The sequence below is a fragment of the Tenacibaculum profundi genome, from assembly GCF_052050075.1.
Classification (GTDB): Bacteria; Bacteroidota; Bacteroidia; order Flavobacteriales; family Flavobacteriaceae; genus Polaribacter.
This window is the reverse complement of sequence record NZ_CP197225.1, coordinates 86,162-101,523: the sequence shown is the minus strand read 5'-3', so window position 1 is coordinate 101,523 and position 15,362 is coordinate 86,162. Positions and strand designations below refer to the sequence as shown.

15 protein-coding genes are annotated in these 15,362 nt (G+C 28.8%); 5 read left to right on the top strand and 10 right to left on the bottom strand.

Features of this window, described 5'->3' with window-relative positions:
- The first annotated feature begins 267 nt into the window (after window positions 1–267).
- A complete protein-coding gene (locus ACSIGE_RS00295; protein ID WP_440880805.1) occupies window positions 268–1,170 on the top strand; it encodes a lysophospholipid acyltransferase family protein in 903 nt (300 codons plus the stop codon).
- 394 nt (window positions 1,171–1,564) lie between these two features.
- Here ACSIGE_RS00295 and ACSIGE_RS00290 read toward each other — a convergent pair whose 3' ends face one another.
- From ACSIGE_RS00290 to ACSIGE_RS00245, 10 genes are all read right to left on the bottom strand, one after another.
- Window positions 1,565–2,176, bottom strand: a complete 612-nt coding sequence (locus ACSIGE_RS00290) for a porin family protein (protein WP_440880804.1) — start codon at window positions 2,174–2,176, stop codon at window positions 1,565–1,567.
- A gap of 44 nt (window positions 2,177–2,220) precedes the next feature.
- A complete protein-coding gene (locus tag ACSIGE_RS00285) occupies window positions 2,221–3,171 on the bottom strand; it encodes a transketolase family protein (RefSeq protein WP_440880803.1) in 951 nt (316 codons plus the stop codon).
- A 53-nt stretch (window positions 3,172–3,224) separates the two neighbouring features.
- Window positions 3,225–3,809, bottom strand: a complete 585-nt coding sequence (locus ACSIGE_RS00280) for a Maf family nucleotide pyrophosphatase (RefSeq protein WP_440880802.1) — start codon at window positions 3,807–3,809, stop codon at window positions 3,225–3,227.
- Window positions 3,799–4,701 carry a UbiA family prenyltransferase gene (locus tag ACSIGE_RS00275; RefSeq protein ID WP_440880801.1) on the bottom strand — a complete coding sequence of 301 codons (903 nt, stop codon included), beginning with the start codon at window positions 4,699–4,701 and terminating at the stop codon, window positions 3,799–3,801. Before ACSIGE_RS00275 ends, ACSIGE_RS00280 begins: the two co-directional genes overlap by 11 nt.
- Window positions 4,701–5,159, bottom strand: coding sequence for an SsrA-binding protein SmpB (smpB, locus tag ACSIGE_RS00270; RefSeq protein WP_440880800.1), 459 nt, complete (start codon window positions 5,157–5,159; stop codon window positions 4,701–4,703). Before smpB ends, ACSIGE_RS00275 begins: the two co-directional genes overlap by 1 nt.
- Window positions 5,160–5,461: 302 nt before the next feature.
- The gene (locus ACSIGE_RS00265; RefSeq protein WP_440880799.1) at window positions 5,462–6,715 is read right to left on the bottom strand and encodes an aminotransferase class I/II-fold pyridoxal phosphate-dependent enzyme; all 1,254 of its coding nucleotides are present in this window, start codon (window positions 6,713–6,715) and stop codon (window positions 5,462–5,464) included.
- Between the two features lie 240 nt (window positions 6,716–6,955).
- Window positions 6,956–7,348, bottom strand: coding sequence for a hypothetical protein (locus ACSIGE_RS00260; RefSeq protein ID WP_440880798.1), 393 nt, complete (start codon window positions 7,346–7,348; stop codon window positions 6,956–6,958).
- On the bottom strand, window positions 7,341–8,288 hold the full coding sequence (locus ACSIGE_RS00255; RefSeq protein WP_440880797.1) for a phosphoribosylaminoimidazolesuccinocarboxamide synthase: 948 nt from the start codon (window positions 8,286–8,288) through the stop codon (window positions 7,341–7,343). The genes ACSIGE_RS00260 and ACSIGE_RS00255 overlap by 8 nt, the downstream gene beginning before the upstream one ends.
- 227 nt (window positions 8,289–8,515) lie before the next feature.
- A complete protein-coding gene (gene hmpA, locus ACSIGE_RS00250; RefSeq protein WP_440880796.1) occupies window positions 8,516–9,712 on the bottom strand; it encodes an NO-inducible flavohemoprotein in 1,197 nt (398 codons plus the stop codon).
- Window positions 9,713–10,443: 731 nt separating this feature from the next.
- Entirely contained in the window at window positions 10,444–11,397 is a 954-nt protein-coding gene (locus tag ACSIGE_RS00245) for a PhoH family protein (RefSeq protein WP_440880795.1), read from the bottom strand.
- A 123-nt stretch (window positions 11,398–11,520) separates the two neighbouring features.
- Here ACSIGE_RS00245 and ACSIGE_RS00240 point away from each other — a divergent pair, with 123 nt between their 5' ends.
- The 4 genes from ACSIGE_RS00240 to gldG all read left to right on the top strand — a co-directional run bounded on the left by ACSIGE_RS00240 (window position 11,521) and on the right by gldG (window position 15,355).
- On the top strand, window positions 11,521–12,387 hold the full coding sequence (locus ACSIGE_RS00240) for an SAM hydrolase/SAM-dependent halogenase family protein (RefSeq protein ID WP_440880794.1): 867 nt from the start codon (window positions 11,521–11,523) through the stop codon (window positions 12,385–12,387).
- 2 nt (window positions 12,388–12,389) lie between these two features.
- The gene (locus ACSIGE_RS00235) at window positions 12,390–12,689 is read left to right on the top strand and encodes a putative quinol monooxygenase (protein WP_440880793.1); all 300 of its coding nucleotides are present in this window, start codon (window positions 12,390–12,392) and stop codon (window positions 12,687–12,689) included.
- A 301-nt stretch (window positions 12,690–12,990) separates the two neighbouring features.
- Complete coding sequence (gldF, locus tag ACSIGE_RS00230) at window positions 12,991–13,710, top strand: gliding motility-associated ABC transporter permease subunit GldF (RefSeq protein ID WP_440880792.1); 720 nt, start codon at window positions 12,991–12,993, stop codon at window positions 13,708–13,710.
- Window positions 13,703–15,355 carry a gliding motility-associated ABC transporter substrate-binding protein GldG gene (gene gldG, locus ACSIGE_RS00225; protein ID WP_440880791.1) on the top strand — a complete coding sequence of 551 codons (1,653 nt, stop codon included), beginning with the start codon at window positions 13,703–13,705 and terminating at the stop codon, window positions 15,353–15,355. The genes gldF and gldG overlap by 8 nt, the downstream gene beginning before the upstream one ends.
- Window positions 15,356–15,362: the final 7 nt, after the last annotated feature.

Below are 15,362 nucleotides of genomic sequence, written 5' to 3'. Positions count from 1 at the left end.
AAAAGTTTAAAGTTCTAACAAAAAGATCAACAAAAAACACAACAAAATGAAATACAGCAAGTTAAAAACAAAAGCTTATTAAATAATTATTATAGTAAAATGAAAAACTTAAAATGACAAATTGTTAAAAACCTATAAAAAATCAATAACTAGAATTGCAATGTTATATTTAACTAAAAATAAAATAATTATAAAATATATACCTTTCATCTAGCTCTTCTTTTTTACTTATAATATAAAACACGATATTTGCGATAAAATCTACTAATGAACTTGATTATATACATAATTTCATATCCTTTTATTTGGACCTTCTCTTTGCTTCCTATGAGAGTTTTATATTGGATATCAGATCTTATCTTTATACTTGTGTATTACTTAATTGGTTATCGAAAAAATGTAGTTCGAGAAAACCTAAAGTTATCTTTTCCTGATAAAAAAAAGGATGAGCTTGAAAAGCTAGCTAAAAAGTGTTTTAGACATTTTATAGATGTTATGATGGAAAGTGTCAAGACATTTTCTATTTCTAAAAAAGAAATGCTTAAAAGGTTTTCTTACAAAAATCCAGAGCTAGTTAATTCTATCGTTAAAGAAGGTAATAGTATTGTTTTAGTTGGAGCACACCTAGCTAATTGGGAGTGGTCAGTTAGTCTTCCTTTGGTATTAGATATCAATATTTACGGAACTTATAGCAAACTAGCAAATCCTTATTTTGATAGAAGAATTAAAAAAAATAGAACTAAGTTTGGACTTATAGCTGTAAAGACTTCAAGAACCATAAAAAATATTCATGAAAACTACAATAAAAAGATTCAAAGTATGTACCTTTTGTTGAGTGATCAATCTCCTATGCTTCACAAAACCTATTACTGGAGAAATTTTTTTCACACTAAAGTACCTGTCCACACAGGAGCAGAAGTAATAGCTAAAAAATATAATTTTTCTATAGTAAATTATACCACAAAAAAAATAAGAAGAGGTTATTATGAGACTGAATTTTCGTTGATTACTAATACCCCAAAAGAGTTTGAAAATTATCAATTAACTGACCGTTACTTTGACATTGTTGAAAAATCGGTTGCAGAGCAACCAGAATGTTACTTATGGACACATAAGAGATACAAGCATAAGGATAAATACCATGATTGGTTAAAACTGAATAGAAAATAAAACTAATATTCTTTTTTAAAAAACTATTATTTATTATTTTGAGAATCTTTTCAATAAATATGATTTTTAACACTATCAGAATGATGGTAATGTTTTAGAATATGTTAGTTCAATCATTAAATAATCGTTTTTAAGTTTATACTTTCTGGCTATTTTTTCTGTAAAATACTTTTATACATTCCTCAATAAATATAAATTCGACCCCCTTCTATTTAAAAAAGTCAAAGACTATTCCCCACATCTCAATCGTTTATATTTAGCTATATAATATTAATATATGAGTATTATAAATCCAAAAATCTCCATTAAAAAAGCATTTTAATGGAGATTTGAATAGATTCGTTACTAAATTTTAATATATGTAATGTAACCTTAAATTACTACATTTATTTTTTTAAAATCTATATGAAAGCCCTACGATAATTTGGTTAACTCTAGTATCGAATCTTTGAGACAATCCTTCGTTACTAATTAATTCAGATTCTTTATCTGAAAAAGCTCTTTCCCATCTCAGATCTAAACCTAGCTTACCTAGTTCAACTCCTGCTCCTAATTGGACACCTACAGTTAAACCATCAGCCTCTGTTTTTATATCTCCCAATGACTCAAAATTAAAATCGCCATCAATTATGTACTGAAAAGAAGGTCCAGCAAATACATTTAAAACCTTTAAAAACTTTTTACCTAATAAAACAGGAATATCAATTTTTTGAAAATCATAAGTCGCCTTAATATTTGGAATAGCCTTGGAAGAATACTCACTTTTTAAACTTGTATACACCAATTCTGGTCGAAGATACAAACCAATAACGGGTATTTTAAAACGTGTCCATACACCTGCATGAAATCCGGTTTTACTTTTACCTCCTTCTAAAACGTCTTGTGATACTTCTTGAAATGAATCAGAGTTATAATTGATTCCCGCTTTAACTCCAAAATGAATTTGAGAAAAAGAAATCTGTGAAACACCGAAAAGTAATATGGTACATAAAACAAATTTTTTCATAATATCTTTATTTAATTTTGTTATTTAACGATTTAATATTAGTATTATTTTTTTGAAATTACTTTTTCAACAGCTTTGATTATCGCCTTGTCATTTAATTTATATTTATTCATAAGCTCCGCTGGTGTGGCCGATTCTCCGAAGCTATCATTTACAGCAACAAATTCCTGAGGAACAGGATTATTTAATACCAAACACCTCGCAACACTTTCTCCTAAACCACCATATATATTGTGCTCTTCTGCAGTAACTACACAACCTGTCTTCGCTATAGACGTTAAAATAGCTTGTTCATCTAATGGCTTTATTGTATGAATATTTAGTACCTCACAAGAAATACCTTTTGTATGTAAATATTCTGCCGCTTGAATAGACTCCCAAACCAAATGACCTGTAGCCAATATTGTTACATCTGTACCTTCAATCAATTGTATAGCTTTACCAATTTCAAAAGGCTGATCTTTCATAAAAACAGGTACTTTTGGACGTCCAAAACGTAAATAAACAGGTCCTTGATGATTTGCTATTGCTATAGTAGCAGCTTTTGTTTGACTATAATCACATGGATTAATAACCGTCATTCCTGGTAACATTTTCATTAAGCCAATGTCTTCCAATATTTGATGTGTTGCTCCATCTTCCCCTAAAGTTAAACCTGCATGTGAAGCACAGATCTTTACGTTTTTATCTGAATAGGCTATAGATTGGCGTATCTGATCGTAAACACGACCTGTAGAGAAATTAGCAAAAGTACCTGTAAATGGTATTTTTCCACCAATTGTAAGTCCTGCAGCCATTCCCATCATATTTGCCTCAGCAATACCTACTTGAAAAAATCTTTCTGGGTGATTATCCGCAAAAGCATTCATCTTTAAAGACCCTGTTAGATCAGCACACAAAGCAACAACGTTTGGATTTAACTTACCTAACTCAGTTAACCCATCACCGAAACCAGAACGAGTGTCTTTTTTTTCTGTATATGTATATTTTTTCATTTAGTTTGTGTTGTTAAAAGGAATCAAAAATAAACTTTTAAACTAAAATGTAGTCATAAATTTTTTAATTCTTTATAAAGTTTATGAACAGGAAAGCCCATTACCGTAAAATAGTTTCCTTCAATTTTTTTAATTCCTATTTTACCTATCCATTCTTGAATACCATAAGCTCCTGCTTTATCAAAAGGCTTATACTCTTTAATGTAATAATCTACTTCAGTTTTTTGTAATTCTTTAAAATATACTTTAGCAATATCATTTATAAGTATGCTCTTATTATTTCCTATATTGACATAAACCGATGTAATTACTTCATGCTCTTTGTTTGACAAGCTCATCAACATATTAAAAGCCTCTTGATAATTACTTGGCTTTCCTAAGGCTTTATTTTGAAACCAAACAATAGTATCAGAAGTTATTAAGATATCATTCTGTTTAAGGTCCTTTCTGTAAGCGTTTGCTTTCAATTCTGATAAATAGTCTGTTATCTGAGAACCTATTAAATAATCAGGATAGCTCTCTTTAATATTTTTTACTTTAACTGTAAAATTAATATTAAGATCCTTTAATAATGCCTGTCTTCTTGGAGAACCTGAAGCCAAAATTAAATTATATTTTTTTAACGTATCAGCAAGCATATCGAAAGTAATAAGCAACCAGAGGAATACTAACAATTCCTAAAAGGTAGGTTAAATTAGACATTTTAAGTACTTTTTTAAATTCTTTTTCTGTATTAGCTTTTGAGATAAGATAAATAAGACAGAGTTCAGGTAGTGTTCCCATGAAGAAAATAATAGATAAAATAAAAATATTATCAATATAATTAATAGCGAACCCTAAAACAGTTAAACATCCTGTAACTGTAAAGAATAATGCTATGGATTTGCCTCTCCTTCTTCCTAATAGAACCGGTAATGTTTTAATATTTTTAATGTAGTCATTATTAAAGTTAACAATATCTTTAATAATTTGATAGACAATATTCCCTACTATTGATAAAAAAACATAAACAATAGCAATTAACTGAAAATTAAAATACTCTTCCCATTGTTTATCTGTTGTATCTACGGGGGTGTCAAACCACCAAATTATAAATATACACAATGCATTTATACAAGGCTCAAGAACAATACTAAGAAAATCTTTATCCGTGTTATAGTGGAGATATGCTATTAATAATAAAGCTATAATAACCCCTATGAAACTATGGTATGGTTTTCCAATTGAAATCGACACAAAAGTACCTAGTATAACACTTATTATTGAACAAAATATACCTATAGAATATGCTCTTTTTGCAACTTTTTCTTCTACTCTATCGAACTTATATTTGTTGTAATAACTTATTAAGTAACCTGAAGCTAACATTATAATTGTTGCAAATGACAATAAAAAAAAAGTAAAAAAAGAAGATATTGTTGTCTCAAATCCAAGATCATAAAGAAAACAAATTTTAAAAAGTAATTGTATAAGAATTAAATATATTAACTTCCTCCAATTAATAATTTCAAAAAACTTATTCAAACTCATTAACTATAGCTCTTTTTAATCCTAGCTAAACTCTTCTTATTATCCCTGTCTTTCATTGTTTGCCTTTTGTCGTGGATTTTTTTACCCTTTGCAAGAGCTATCGTTAATTTAGCCCATCCATTTTCATTTATGAATAAATTCAAAGGAACAATTGTATTTCCTTTTGTTTCAACTTCTTTAGAAAGTTTTTTTAGCTCTCTCTTATTTAGCAGTAACCTCCTTTCACTTTTAGGTTTGTGATTATAGTGATTGCCAAAAGCATACTCTTCAATGTACATGTTTACAACGAATAACTCACCTCTTTCATTAAATTCACAGAAGCTCTCAGTTATTCTTGCTTTGCTTTGTCTTATCGATTTTATTTCCGTTCCTGTCAATTGAATTCCTGCCGTGTATTTTTCAATTAATTCATACTCGAAACGGGCTTTTCTATTTTGTATGTTTATATTTTTCTGCATAGATGGGGGCAAATATAAATATTAAAATGAGTAACTAATAAGTTTTACAAACTATGATTTTTATCATGGTTCAAAACTTCTTATGATTCTATATTTGTATCAAAATTAATTAATTTAAAAGCTAATTTAATTAGAAAATTATTTACTATTAATAAATAAATGTAGTTTTTACCGTTTTATTATTATTCATTGAAGTATAGTAAACAAACAACGCACTTAATTCATTTATATTAGTTTCTTAAAAAGCTCGAAAAAAATTTTCCGAGCTTTTTTGTATATATTCAAATCACTAGTAATTAAGACTAACCAGCCATAATACTTTCTGCTTGTCTTTTATATATACCCTTTTCTAATTTCTCTCTAATTGCTGAAAAAGCTTTTATCGTTTCTTCAACGTCTTCAATTTTGTGGCGAGCCGTCGGAATTAATCTTAATATTATAAGTCCTTTTGGTATAACAGGGTATACAACAATTGAGCAAAAAACCCCATAATTTTCTCTTAAATCTTGAACCATTGCCATCGCCTCAGGTATTTCTCCTTTTAAATAAACTGGAGTTATGCATGTTTGTGTAGTTCCAAGATCAAATCCTGCCTTACGCAAGCCTGTTTGTAACGCATTGGTTATTTCCCACAATCTATCTTTTAACTCTGGCATTGTTCGTATCATATCCAAACGTTTCAAAGCTCCTTTTACCATAGGCATTGGTAATGATTTTGCGAACATCTGAGATCTCATATTATATTGTAAAAATTGTATGATATCTTCGTCTCCTGCAAAAAAAGCACCTATCCCTGCCATCGATTTTGCAAAAGTAGCAAAATAAACATCTATCTCATCTTGAACACCTTGCTCAAAACCTGTTCCTCTTCCTCCTTTACCGAGAGTACCAAAACCATGAGCATCATCTACTAAAAGGCGAAAATTATATTTTTTCTTCAAAGCAACAATTTCAGATAAACGTCCTTGCTCTCCTCTCATACCAAAAACACCTTCGGAGACAAGTAATATACCTCCACCCGTTTTCTCAGCCATTTTGGTAGCTCTCATTAAATTTTTCTCACAGCTTTCTATATCATTATGTCGATAAACAAATCGTTTTCCTGCATGCAAACGAACTCCATCAATTATGCAGGCATGTGTATCAACATCATAAACAATTATATCATCCTTAGACACTAATGCATCGATAGCCGACACCATACCTTGATATCCAAAATTAACTAAATAAGCAGCTTCTTTTTCAACAAATTCAGCGCATTCTCTTTCTAACTGTTCATGATACTTTGTATGACCGGACATCATTCTTGCTCCCATAGGATAAGCCATACCGTGTTGAGTTGCGGATTCTCCATCTACTTTTAAAACTTCTGGGTGATTTGCTAAACCCAAATAATCATTTATACTCCAAGTAATGACTTTTTTTCCATTGAAAGACATTCTATTTGATATTGGTCCTTCTAATTTAGGAAACACATAGTATCCTTCCGCTTTATCAGCCCACTTTCCTAAAGGTCCTTTATCTCCTTTGATTCTCTCAAATAAATCTTTAACCATTTTTACTTTTTGATTTTTAGTATTATGCGAAAATAATCTTTTTTTAATAGTTTTTCAAAGCGATCTTAGGTTATTAAAAACGAATGTTAATAAATACCTTATGGTTTTAAATTTGTCGATAAAAAAGTAAGTTAAAGATATTTCAAAAATTAATAGTAAAAATTTTCAGTTCCAAATCAAGTTGACTTAGAGTTAAATTACAACCATTTTAAAAAGCTCGGTATCAAATTAAGAATTAAGTTATGTAATATTTTTTATTTTAATTTTTATTTCATTCTCACTATCAAGTAGCTTTTGCTTTATCATAGCAACAATTCTTTTATTAAATTCAGATGCATTTTTAGTATATATATTGAACTCATCGTTATCAAATTGTCCAATGACAATACCTAAAAGTTGATTTCTTAAAATTAAATTTTTACCAATTATTTTTTCTATTAATTGAATATAAGAATCATCCGAAGTATTTTTGAGTATATCAATTCTATTCTTTCTAATAGCATGAATGAATATGCCTGTAATTATTTCATGTTGTAATTTTAATACAGGACGCATAATTGAATTTTGAAAATTTTCATTTTGTTTTATTGCTGATAAATTCAAAATAGGTCTATTTTTTCTTTTATCACTCATTCAGAAAACTAGTAATGTTATTTTCAACTCTTTTCAAAATATTGTCTGTATTTGCTTTTATAAATTTTTCGCCTGTAATTAGTTCATACAATTCTATATATCTATCGGAAATTTCTTTTATTTTATTATCAGAAATTTCAGGTAGTTTCTGACCTTCTTTTCCTTGGAATCCATTTTCAATTAGCCATAATCGCACAAATTCTTTAGATAATTGTCTTTGTTTCTCACCTCTTTCTTGTCGCTCTTGGTATCCATCTGCATAAAAATATCTTGAAGAGTCTGGTGTATGAATTTCATCAATCAAAACAATCTCGCCATTTTTCTTTTTACCAAATTCATATTTCGTATCAACTAAAATCAATCCTCTTTTTTTTGCTATTTCAGTCCCTCTTTGAAATAATTTTCTTGTATAATTTTCTAAAATTAAATAATCTTCCTCTAAAACAATTCCTTTTGCCAAAATTTCTTCTCTAGAAATATCTTCATCATGGTCACCTTTAGCCGCCTTAGTTGAAGGAGTTATAATCGGCTCAGGAAATTTATCATTTTCGTTTAAACCTTCTGGCATTTTGACGCCACAAATAACTCTTTTTCCTGCCTTATACTCTCTTGCTGCATGCCCTGATAGATATCCCCTGATAACCATTTCTACCTTAAAAGGCTCACACAAATGACCTACAGAAACGTTTTCATCTGGGTTAGCCACCAACCAATTAGGCACAATATCGGACGTTTCACTCATCATTTTTGATGCAATTTGATTCAATATTTGTCCCTTGTATGGGATTTGCTTCGGTAATACAACATCAAAAGCCGACAACCTATCTGAAGCAACCATTACTATAACTTCATCATTAATATTGTATACTTCTCTTACTTTTCCTTTGTAAACCGATTTCTGATTTGGAAACTGGAAATTGGTTTCATTTATTGTTTTCATTACTGTGTTTATTGTGTTGTCGCATACAAAAGTAAGTTTTTTAATGAAATTTTTACAATTTTATTTTGTACTTAACAGTAATCTGAAATAGATTTCTAATTTTTTTATTTGGTATTTATTCAAATGCTAAGTCACGCTGTATTCTCAACACAAACAACTGATTACCAAATAATAAAATCACCCTGCAAACGATCTTAAATTTTAAAAAACTAGGTTTAACACATATTTTATTTAACCAATTCTTCAACAGGACCAAAAAATTCATAGTTGATACTTTCTTTTTTTACTTTTAATTCATTCATGATTTCCAAAACATTCGCCATAAAGGGTGTTGGCCCACAAAAATAAAAATCACTGTTCTTCGGAACGTCTAGATCAATTAGTATTTTGGAATTAATAAATCCTTTAAAATCATAATCTACCCCTAAAACATCTGTTTGTAAAGGCTTACTAAAAAGCTTAATATATCTAGATTTATTTTCAAATAAGCTAGATATCTCTGAATTAAAAGACTGATGATCAGAATTTAAAACACATTGGATAAAATATATGTTTTTTTGAAATTTTACAGCTTCCTTAAGCATACTGAGCAAAGGTGTAATGCCAACCCCCCCACTAATAAAAACAATTGGATTTTCTGTTTGTTTTAAAATAAATTCACCTGAAGGCATTCCTAAATTCAAAAAAGATCCAACATGAATATTATCATGTATATAATTCGAAACAATTCCTTCAGGTTTTCCATCTTCTCTTTTAATACTTAATCTTAAATAATTTTTATCAATAGAATCAGACAAGCTATAATTTCTCGTGTGCTTATGATCTGTTCCTGCTATGTCTACGGTTACTGTTATATACTGCCCCGGTAAAAAATAAGGAATCTGCTCCTCATCTTTTCTTTTTAAATAAAAAGATGTTATGTTGGAGCTCTCCTTTATTTTTTTTATTACCGTATACTCTTTCATTCCTTTGTAACCTCCTGGGCTATTTTCTCTTGTTGTATAAAGTACTTCTTCTCTACTTGTAAATATTTTAGCTAAATCATTGTATGCTTCTTCCCATGCTTCCATAACATCGTTTGTAGCTCCTTCCCCTAAAACCTTCTTGATCGCGAGTAACAAATTTTCCCCTACAATTGGGTAAGCCTCTTTTGGAATGGATAAACTCACGTGTTTTTGTGCTATTTTTTCAACCGCTTCGCCAAGCTGTTCTAATTGCTCGATATGAACTGCGTATTGAAATACTGCATTAGCCAAGGCTCTTTGTTGCGTTCCTTTTTTTTGATTTACCATGTTAAAGATATTTTTCAACTCTGGATGTTTATGAAAAAGTAATTCATAAAACACTTTAGTAATCGATTCCCCATGTTGTTGTAATATTGGTGCTGTTGATTTTACAATCGCTATTGTTTTTTTACTAGCCATAATCTATTTTATTTTTAATATTTGAAAATAAATAAGTCTATTTGAGTCCAAAAAATCATTTAATGATATTGGATTTATTTTCATAAGCTGGCGAAATTAATTGAAGTATTGCTGTCTATTTTATGATCTAAATCATATAAAATTATGATAATAAATTACTGTAGTTTTCTTTTAAGACGAAATCAAATAGTTTTTAATCTAAGACTCTATTTTATGGTAGTTTGTACCTTCTTTTCTTTTATTTGAAAAAGTGAATTTATAATAGATACAAACTCCATCAAAAAATTATTTTTTAGGTTTTGTATACTTTTTAATGCTGCTGGTTTTTTATCTTATTATAAATATTCGGGGTTGATTAATGGAGAAGAATTATAGGGGAAATATAAAATAACTAAATTCAATATTGATTTTATAAAAATAGAAAAAGCATTTTGAATAACTAAGTCAGTTATAAAAGCAACTAAAGTAAAATGTTTTTAAGACTTTCTATATTGAAAATCTTCAACTTATATTTTCATTTCAAAAAAGCTTAATGATTTATTAAATATGACTTACTCTATAAATAAAATATAGAATTAGAAAATGAAAAATAAAGTTAAAAACTTGATGCTAAAAATTAATTAGGAAACGAACATAAAACAACAATTACCCGGAATTTACAAAATAGAAAAATAAAAACAAACTATTAAAATCTATTAATAATTTGTTTTTGTAAGATAATTTTTTCAATTTTATTCTGTCTCTATACTTTTATAGGCTGAAATAATTCTCTTCACTAGCTTATGACGAATTACATCTTTGTCATCCAAGTAGACATGGCCAATTCCTTCTATATCTCTGAGAGCGAGTAAAGATTCCTTTAATCCTGAAACTTGCTTTCTAGGTAAGTCAATCTGCCCAGGATCTCCTGTTATTATGAACTTAGCATGCCTCCCCATACGAGTTAAAAACATTTTCATTTGGGAGTGCGTTGTATTTTGTGCCTCATCTAAAATAACGAAAGCGTTATCTAAAGTACGCCCCCTCATAAAAGCTAAAGGCGCTATTTGAATAGTCCCATTTTCAAGGTAAGCCTGTAATTTTTCATGAGGTATCATATCCCTTAATGCATCATATAATGGTTGCATATAAGGATCTAACTTTTCTTTTAAATCTCCTGGTAAAAAACCTAAATTTTCACCAGATTCTACAGCTGGTCTAGTTAATATAATTCTTTTTACTTGCTTCTCTTTTAGTGCCCTCACTGCTAAAGCAACAGCTGTATATGTTTTTCCTGTTCCTGCAGGCCCTACGGCAAACAACATATCATTTTCGTTCATTAAAGAAACCATACTCCGTTGATTTTTTGTTTCTGGTTTAATTAACTTGCCATTAATACCATGAACTAAAACATCACTATTTCCCACAGTCTTCCTAATTTCTTCTTCTTTGCCAGTTGATGTGAGTATTCTTTCTATACTATTTTCGTCAAGTCTGTTGTATCTATTAAAATACTTTATTAGCATTTCAAGTCGTTTCTCAAACTCATCTAATATCTCAGACTCACCATAAATTTTAAGCTTATTTCCTCTTGCTACAATTTTAATTTTAGGGAAGTACGTTCGTAATTGAGTGATAGTGCTATCCTGTGCACCAAAAAAATCATTTGGATTAATTTCGGTTAATTCAATAATGCGCTCGTTCAAATGTTTTAGTTTTTTTTTATTATTAATTCTAAAAGTAACAATTATTTTTTTTCAATTGCTTAATTTTGCTCTAAATTATCATTACGATTCTGATTCAAAAAATTTTAAAAAGGACTCAACTAAATGCCTATCATTACTTTAACCACTGATTTTGGAATTAAAGATCACTTTGTTGGTGCTGTTAAAGGTGCTTTGTATTCGGAGCTACCGAATGTAAATATTGTTGATATTACACACCACATATCACCGTTTAATATAACCGAAACTGCCTACGTGTTAAAAAATGCGTACAAAAGCTTTCCAGAAGGAACAATTCATATTATTGGTGTAGACTCAGAGTTAAGTAATGAGAATAAACATCTAGTAATTAATTTAGATAATCAGTATTTTGTTTGCCCTGATAATGGCTTAATATCAATGATTGCTTCCGAAATAAAACCAACAAAAATTGTTGAAATCAATATTCATGACCACCTAAATTCAAGCTTTCCTGTGTTGGATGTTTTTGTAAAAGTCGCTGCACACATTGCAAGGGGAGGAAATTTAAATATAATTGGTAAAGAAATTCAAGAACTTAAAAAATTAGTTGAAATTCAACCAAAAACAAATCAAAAACAAAATATCATAAAAGGAGGAGTTATTCATATTGACAATTATGGGAATGTCATTACCAATATTAATCAAAAACTTTTTACTTCTATTGGAAAGGGGCGCAATTTTAAAATTGTTGCAGGTCGTTACAAATTCAATAAAGTCTTCAATACTTATAATGGTATAATTAATTATGAAATCCCTCTTGAAAAAAGACAATACGATGGAGAGAAGTTAGCCATTTTTAATTCAGCTGGATTTCTAGAAATTGCTATCTATAAAAGTAATTTAGAAACCGTTGGAGGGGCATCAACATTACTAGGCTTAAAGTATAGAGATACAATAATGATCGAATTTGAAGATATTGAACATCCTGAATTTATTCCAATAAATCCATAATCATGCTAATAAGAATTGTTAAATTGAGCTTTAATCCCAAAAATATTAATGAGTTTATAGAAATTTTTAACATAAACGAAAAAAATATACGAAATTTCAAAGGTTGCCGTTTATTAGAATTATATAGAGATAAAGAGAATCCTAATATTTTTTTCACCTATAGTTATTGGGATTCTGAGGAATATTTAGAGTCGTACAAAAACTCAGAATTGTTTAAAAGTATTTGGGTAAAAATTAAAATATTATTTAATGACAAACCGATGGCGTGGAGTGTAAACAAGCTAGACTCCTCAAAAACCTGATTAATAATCAATAATATTTAATTATTAAATAAACAAAAAATATATTTTGTATTTATTATTTCAAGAACTATTGAACAACAAAAACTTCTATGAAAAACAATTCTTATGGTTTGTTATGCAATTTATTTTTTCTCTATTTTAAAAAATATTAGCTTTAGAATATTTACTATGGATGATTTGACTAAAATAAATAGTTACTTTTGAAAAAATACATTATTTACTAGGGCAAACTCATCAATCGATCTACCATGAATATCAAAACAAAAAAAATAGTCAATTTAACTTTAAAAATAAACAACCTATGATTTCCATATTTAGAAAGGAGTTGAGCTCTTTTTTTGCCTCTCCTGTTGCTTATCTAGTCATAAGTGTCTACCTTCTTGTAAATGGATTATTTTTATGGGTTTTGAAGGGAGAATTCAATATTTTAAATGCTGGATATGCTGATCTAACTAGTTATTTTTATTTAGCTCCTTGGTTATTTTTATTTTTAATCCCTTCAATTACAATGAAATCTTTCACCGATGAGTATACAAACGGGACAATAGAAATACTAAAAACAAAACCTTTATCTGACATACAAATTATTACAGCAAAATTTCTTGCATCAATCTCTATAATTCTTTTTGCCATTTTACCTACTTTGACGTACATCTACAGCATTTATAAATTAGGAAAACCTGAAGGAAATCTTGATATTGGAAGTACTTTTGGCTCGTATTGTGGCATTGTTTTTATTGCCTTTATATATACTTCCATTGGGCTATTTACTTCCTCTATTTCAAATAATCAGATTATAGCCTTTATTTTAGCTATTGTAATTTGTTTTTTTATGCTGAATGGGTTTGATATTATCTCAGACACATTAGGAAATGACCTTTGGTTTATTAAAAATTTTGGAATTAATCAACACTACAAAAGTATCAGTAAAGGAGTTGTTGACACAAGAGATCTTATTTATTTTGCAAGTGTCATATTTTTCTTTTTATTCCTTACCAAACAGCAATTAAAAAATGAATAAAAAAAATATCATTAACATCATCACTATTTTATTTTTCTTACTTATTTTAAATAGTGCCGGCGAAAAATTGTACAAGAGATTTGATATTACTGCTGATCAACGTTATACACTATCAGAAATGACAAGTGACCTTGTAAGTACTATCAAAGATCCTTTAATAATAAATGTATACTTAGAAGGTGACTTTCCTTCAGAATTTAAGCGATTGCAAATAGAAACTCGTCAATTTTTAGATGAATTAAAGTCTTTAAACAATAACATCCATTTTCAATTTATCAATCCAGATAATATTAGAGAAAAATTAATTAAAAAAGGAATGATTCCTTCTCAATTAACAAATCAAGATGAAGGGAAAATTACAGAAACGATTATATTCCCTTGGGCAGAAATTTCATACAGGAATAAAAGAGAAAATGTTTCATTACTATCAAATAAAATATTCAAGAACCAAGAATCAAAATTGCAGAATGCTGTTGAAAAATTAGAATATTCATTCGCCATTCACATTTCTTCATTATTAAAATCTAAAAAACCGTCAATTGCCGTACTCTCAGGAAACGGAGAATTAGATGATCTTTATTTATACAGCTTTTTATCTACGATCAAAAATAAATACAAACTAGCCAAATTTACGCTAGATAGTGTTCAAAAAAAACCAAAAGAAACACTAAACGATTTGAAAAGCTATGACTTAGCCTTAATCGCAAAGCCAACACAACGATTTACTGAGAAAGAAAAATTTGTTTTAGATCAATATATTGCTAACGGAGGGAAGTCTATATGGATGATAGATAATAATTTTTCGGATACTGACAGTCTTTATAATGAAGGTAAAATGATGGCATTTCCGAGAGATTTAAATCTGACAGATTTACTTTTTAACTATCAAATCAGAATAAATAATAAACTAATTCAAGATCTTTATAGTGCTAAAATTCCCTTAGCAACTGGTAATATTGGAAAACAGACACAATTCCAGCATTTAAATTGGTTTTACAATCCTTTGGTAAATGGGAACCCTAATCATTCAATTACCAAAAATATATCTCCAGTAAAATTCGAGTTTACAACGCAAATAGACATTCTTAAGGGCGATATAAAAAAAACACCACTACTAGTTTCATCTGGATTGACTAAAAAAATAGGTACCCCGACGTTTATTGAGCTTAATAGCATTGCCGAAAAACCCAAACAAAATGAATACAAAGCTGGACCACAAATATTTGCTATTCTATTAGAGGGGAAATTTCCATCAGCTTATAAAAATAGAACAAAACCTTTCAATATAACAGATAATTTTATTGAGGAAAGTGCTGATAATAAAATGATTGTAATATCAGATGGTGATATTGCTAAAAATCAAATATTAAAAGGAAAACCTCACGATTTAGAAATGGATAAATGGACAGGAGCCATCTATGGAAACAAAGAATTTTTATTAAACTCTGTAGATTATTTACTAAATGAATCAGAATTAATTTCACTTAGAAATAAAACTTTACAAATAAATTTAATTGATAAAAAGAAAGCTTTTAATGAAAAACGAAATTGGCAATTATTAAACATTATTATGCCAATCACTCTGTTAATTATTTTTGCAGTAGCTTTTAATTATTTAAGAAAAAGAAGATATTCAAAAATATAAAATAATT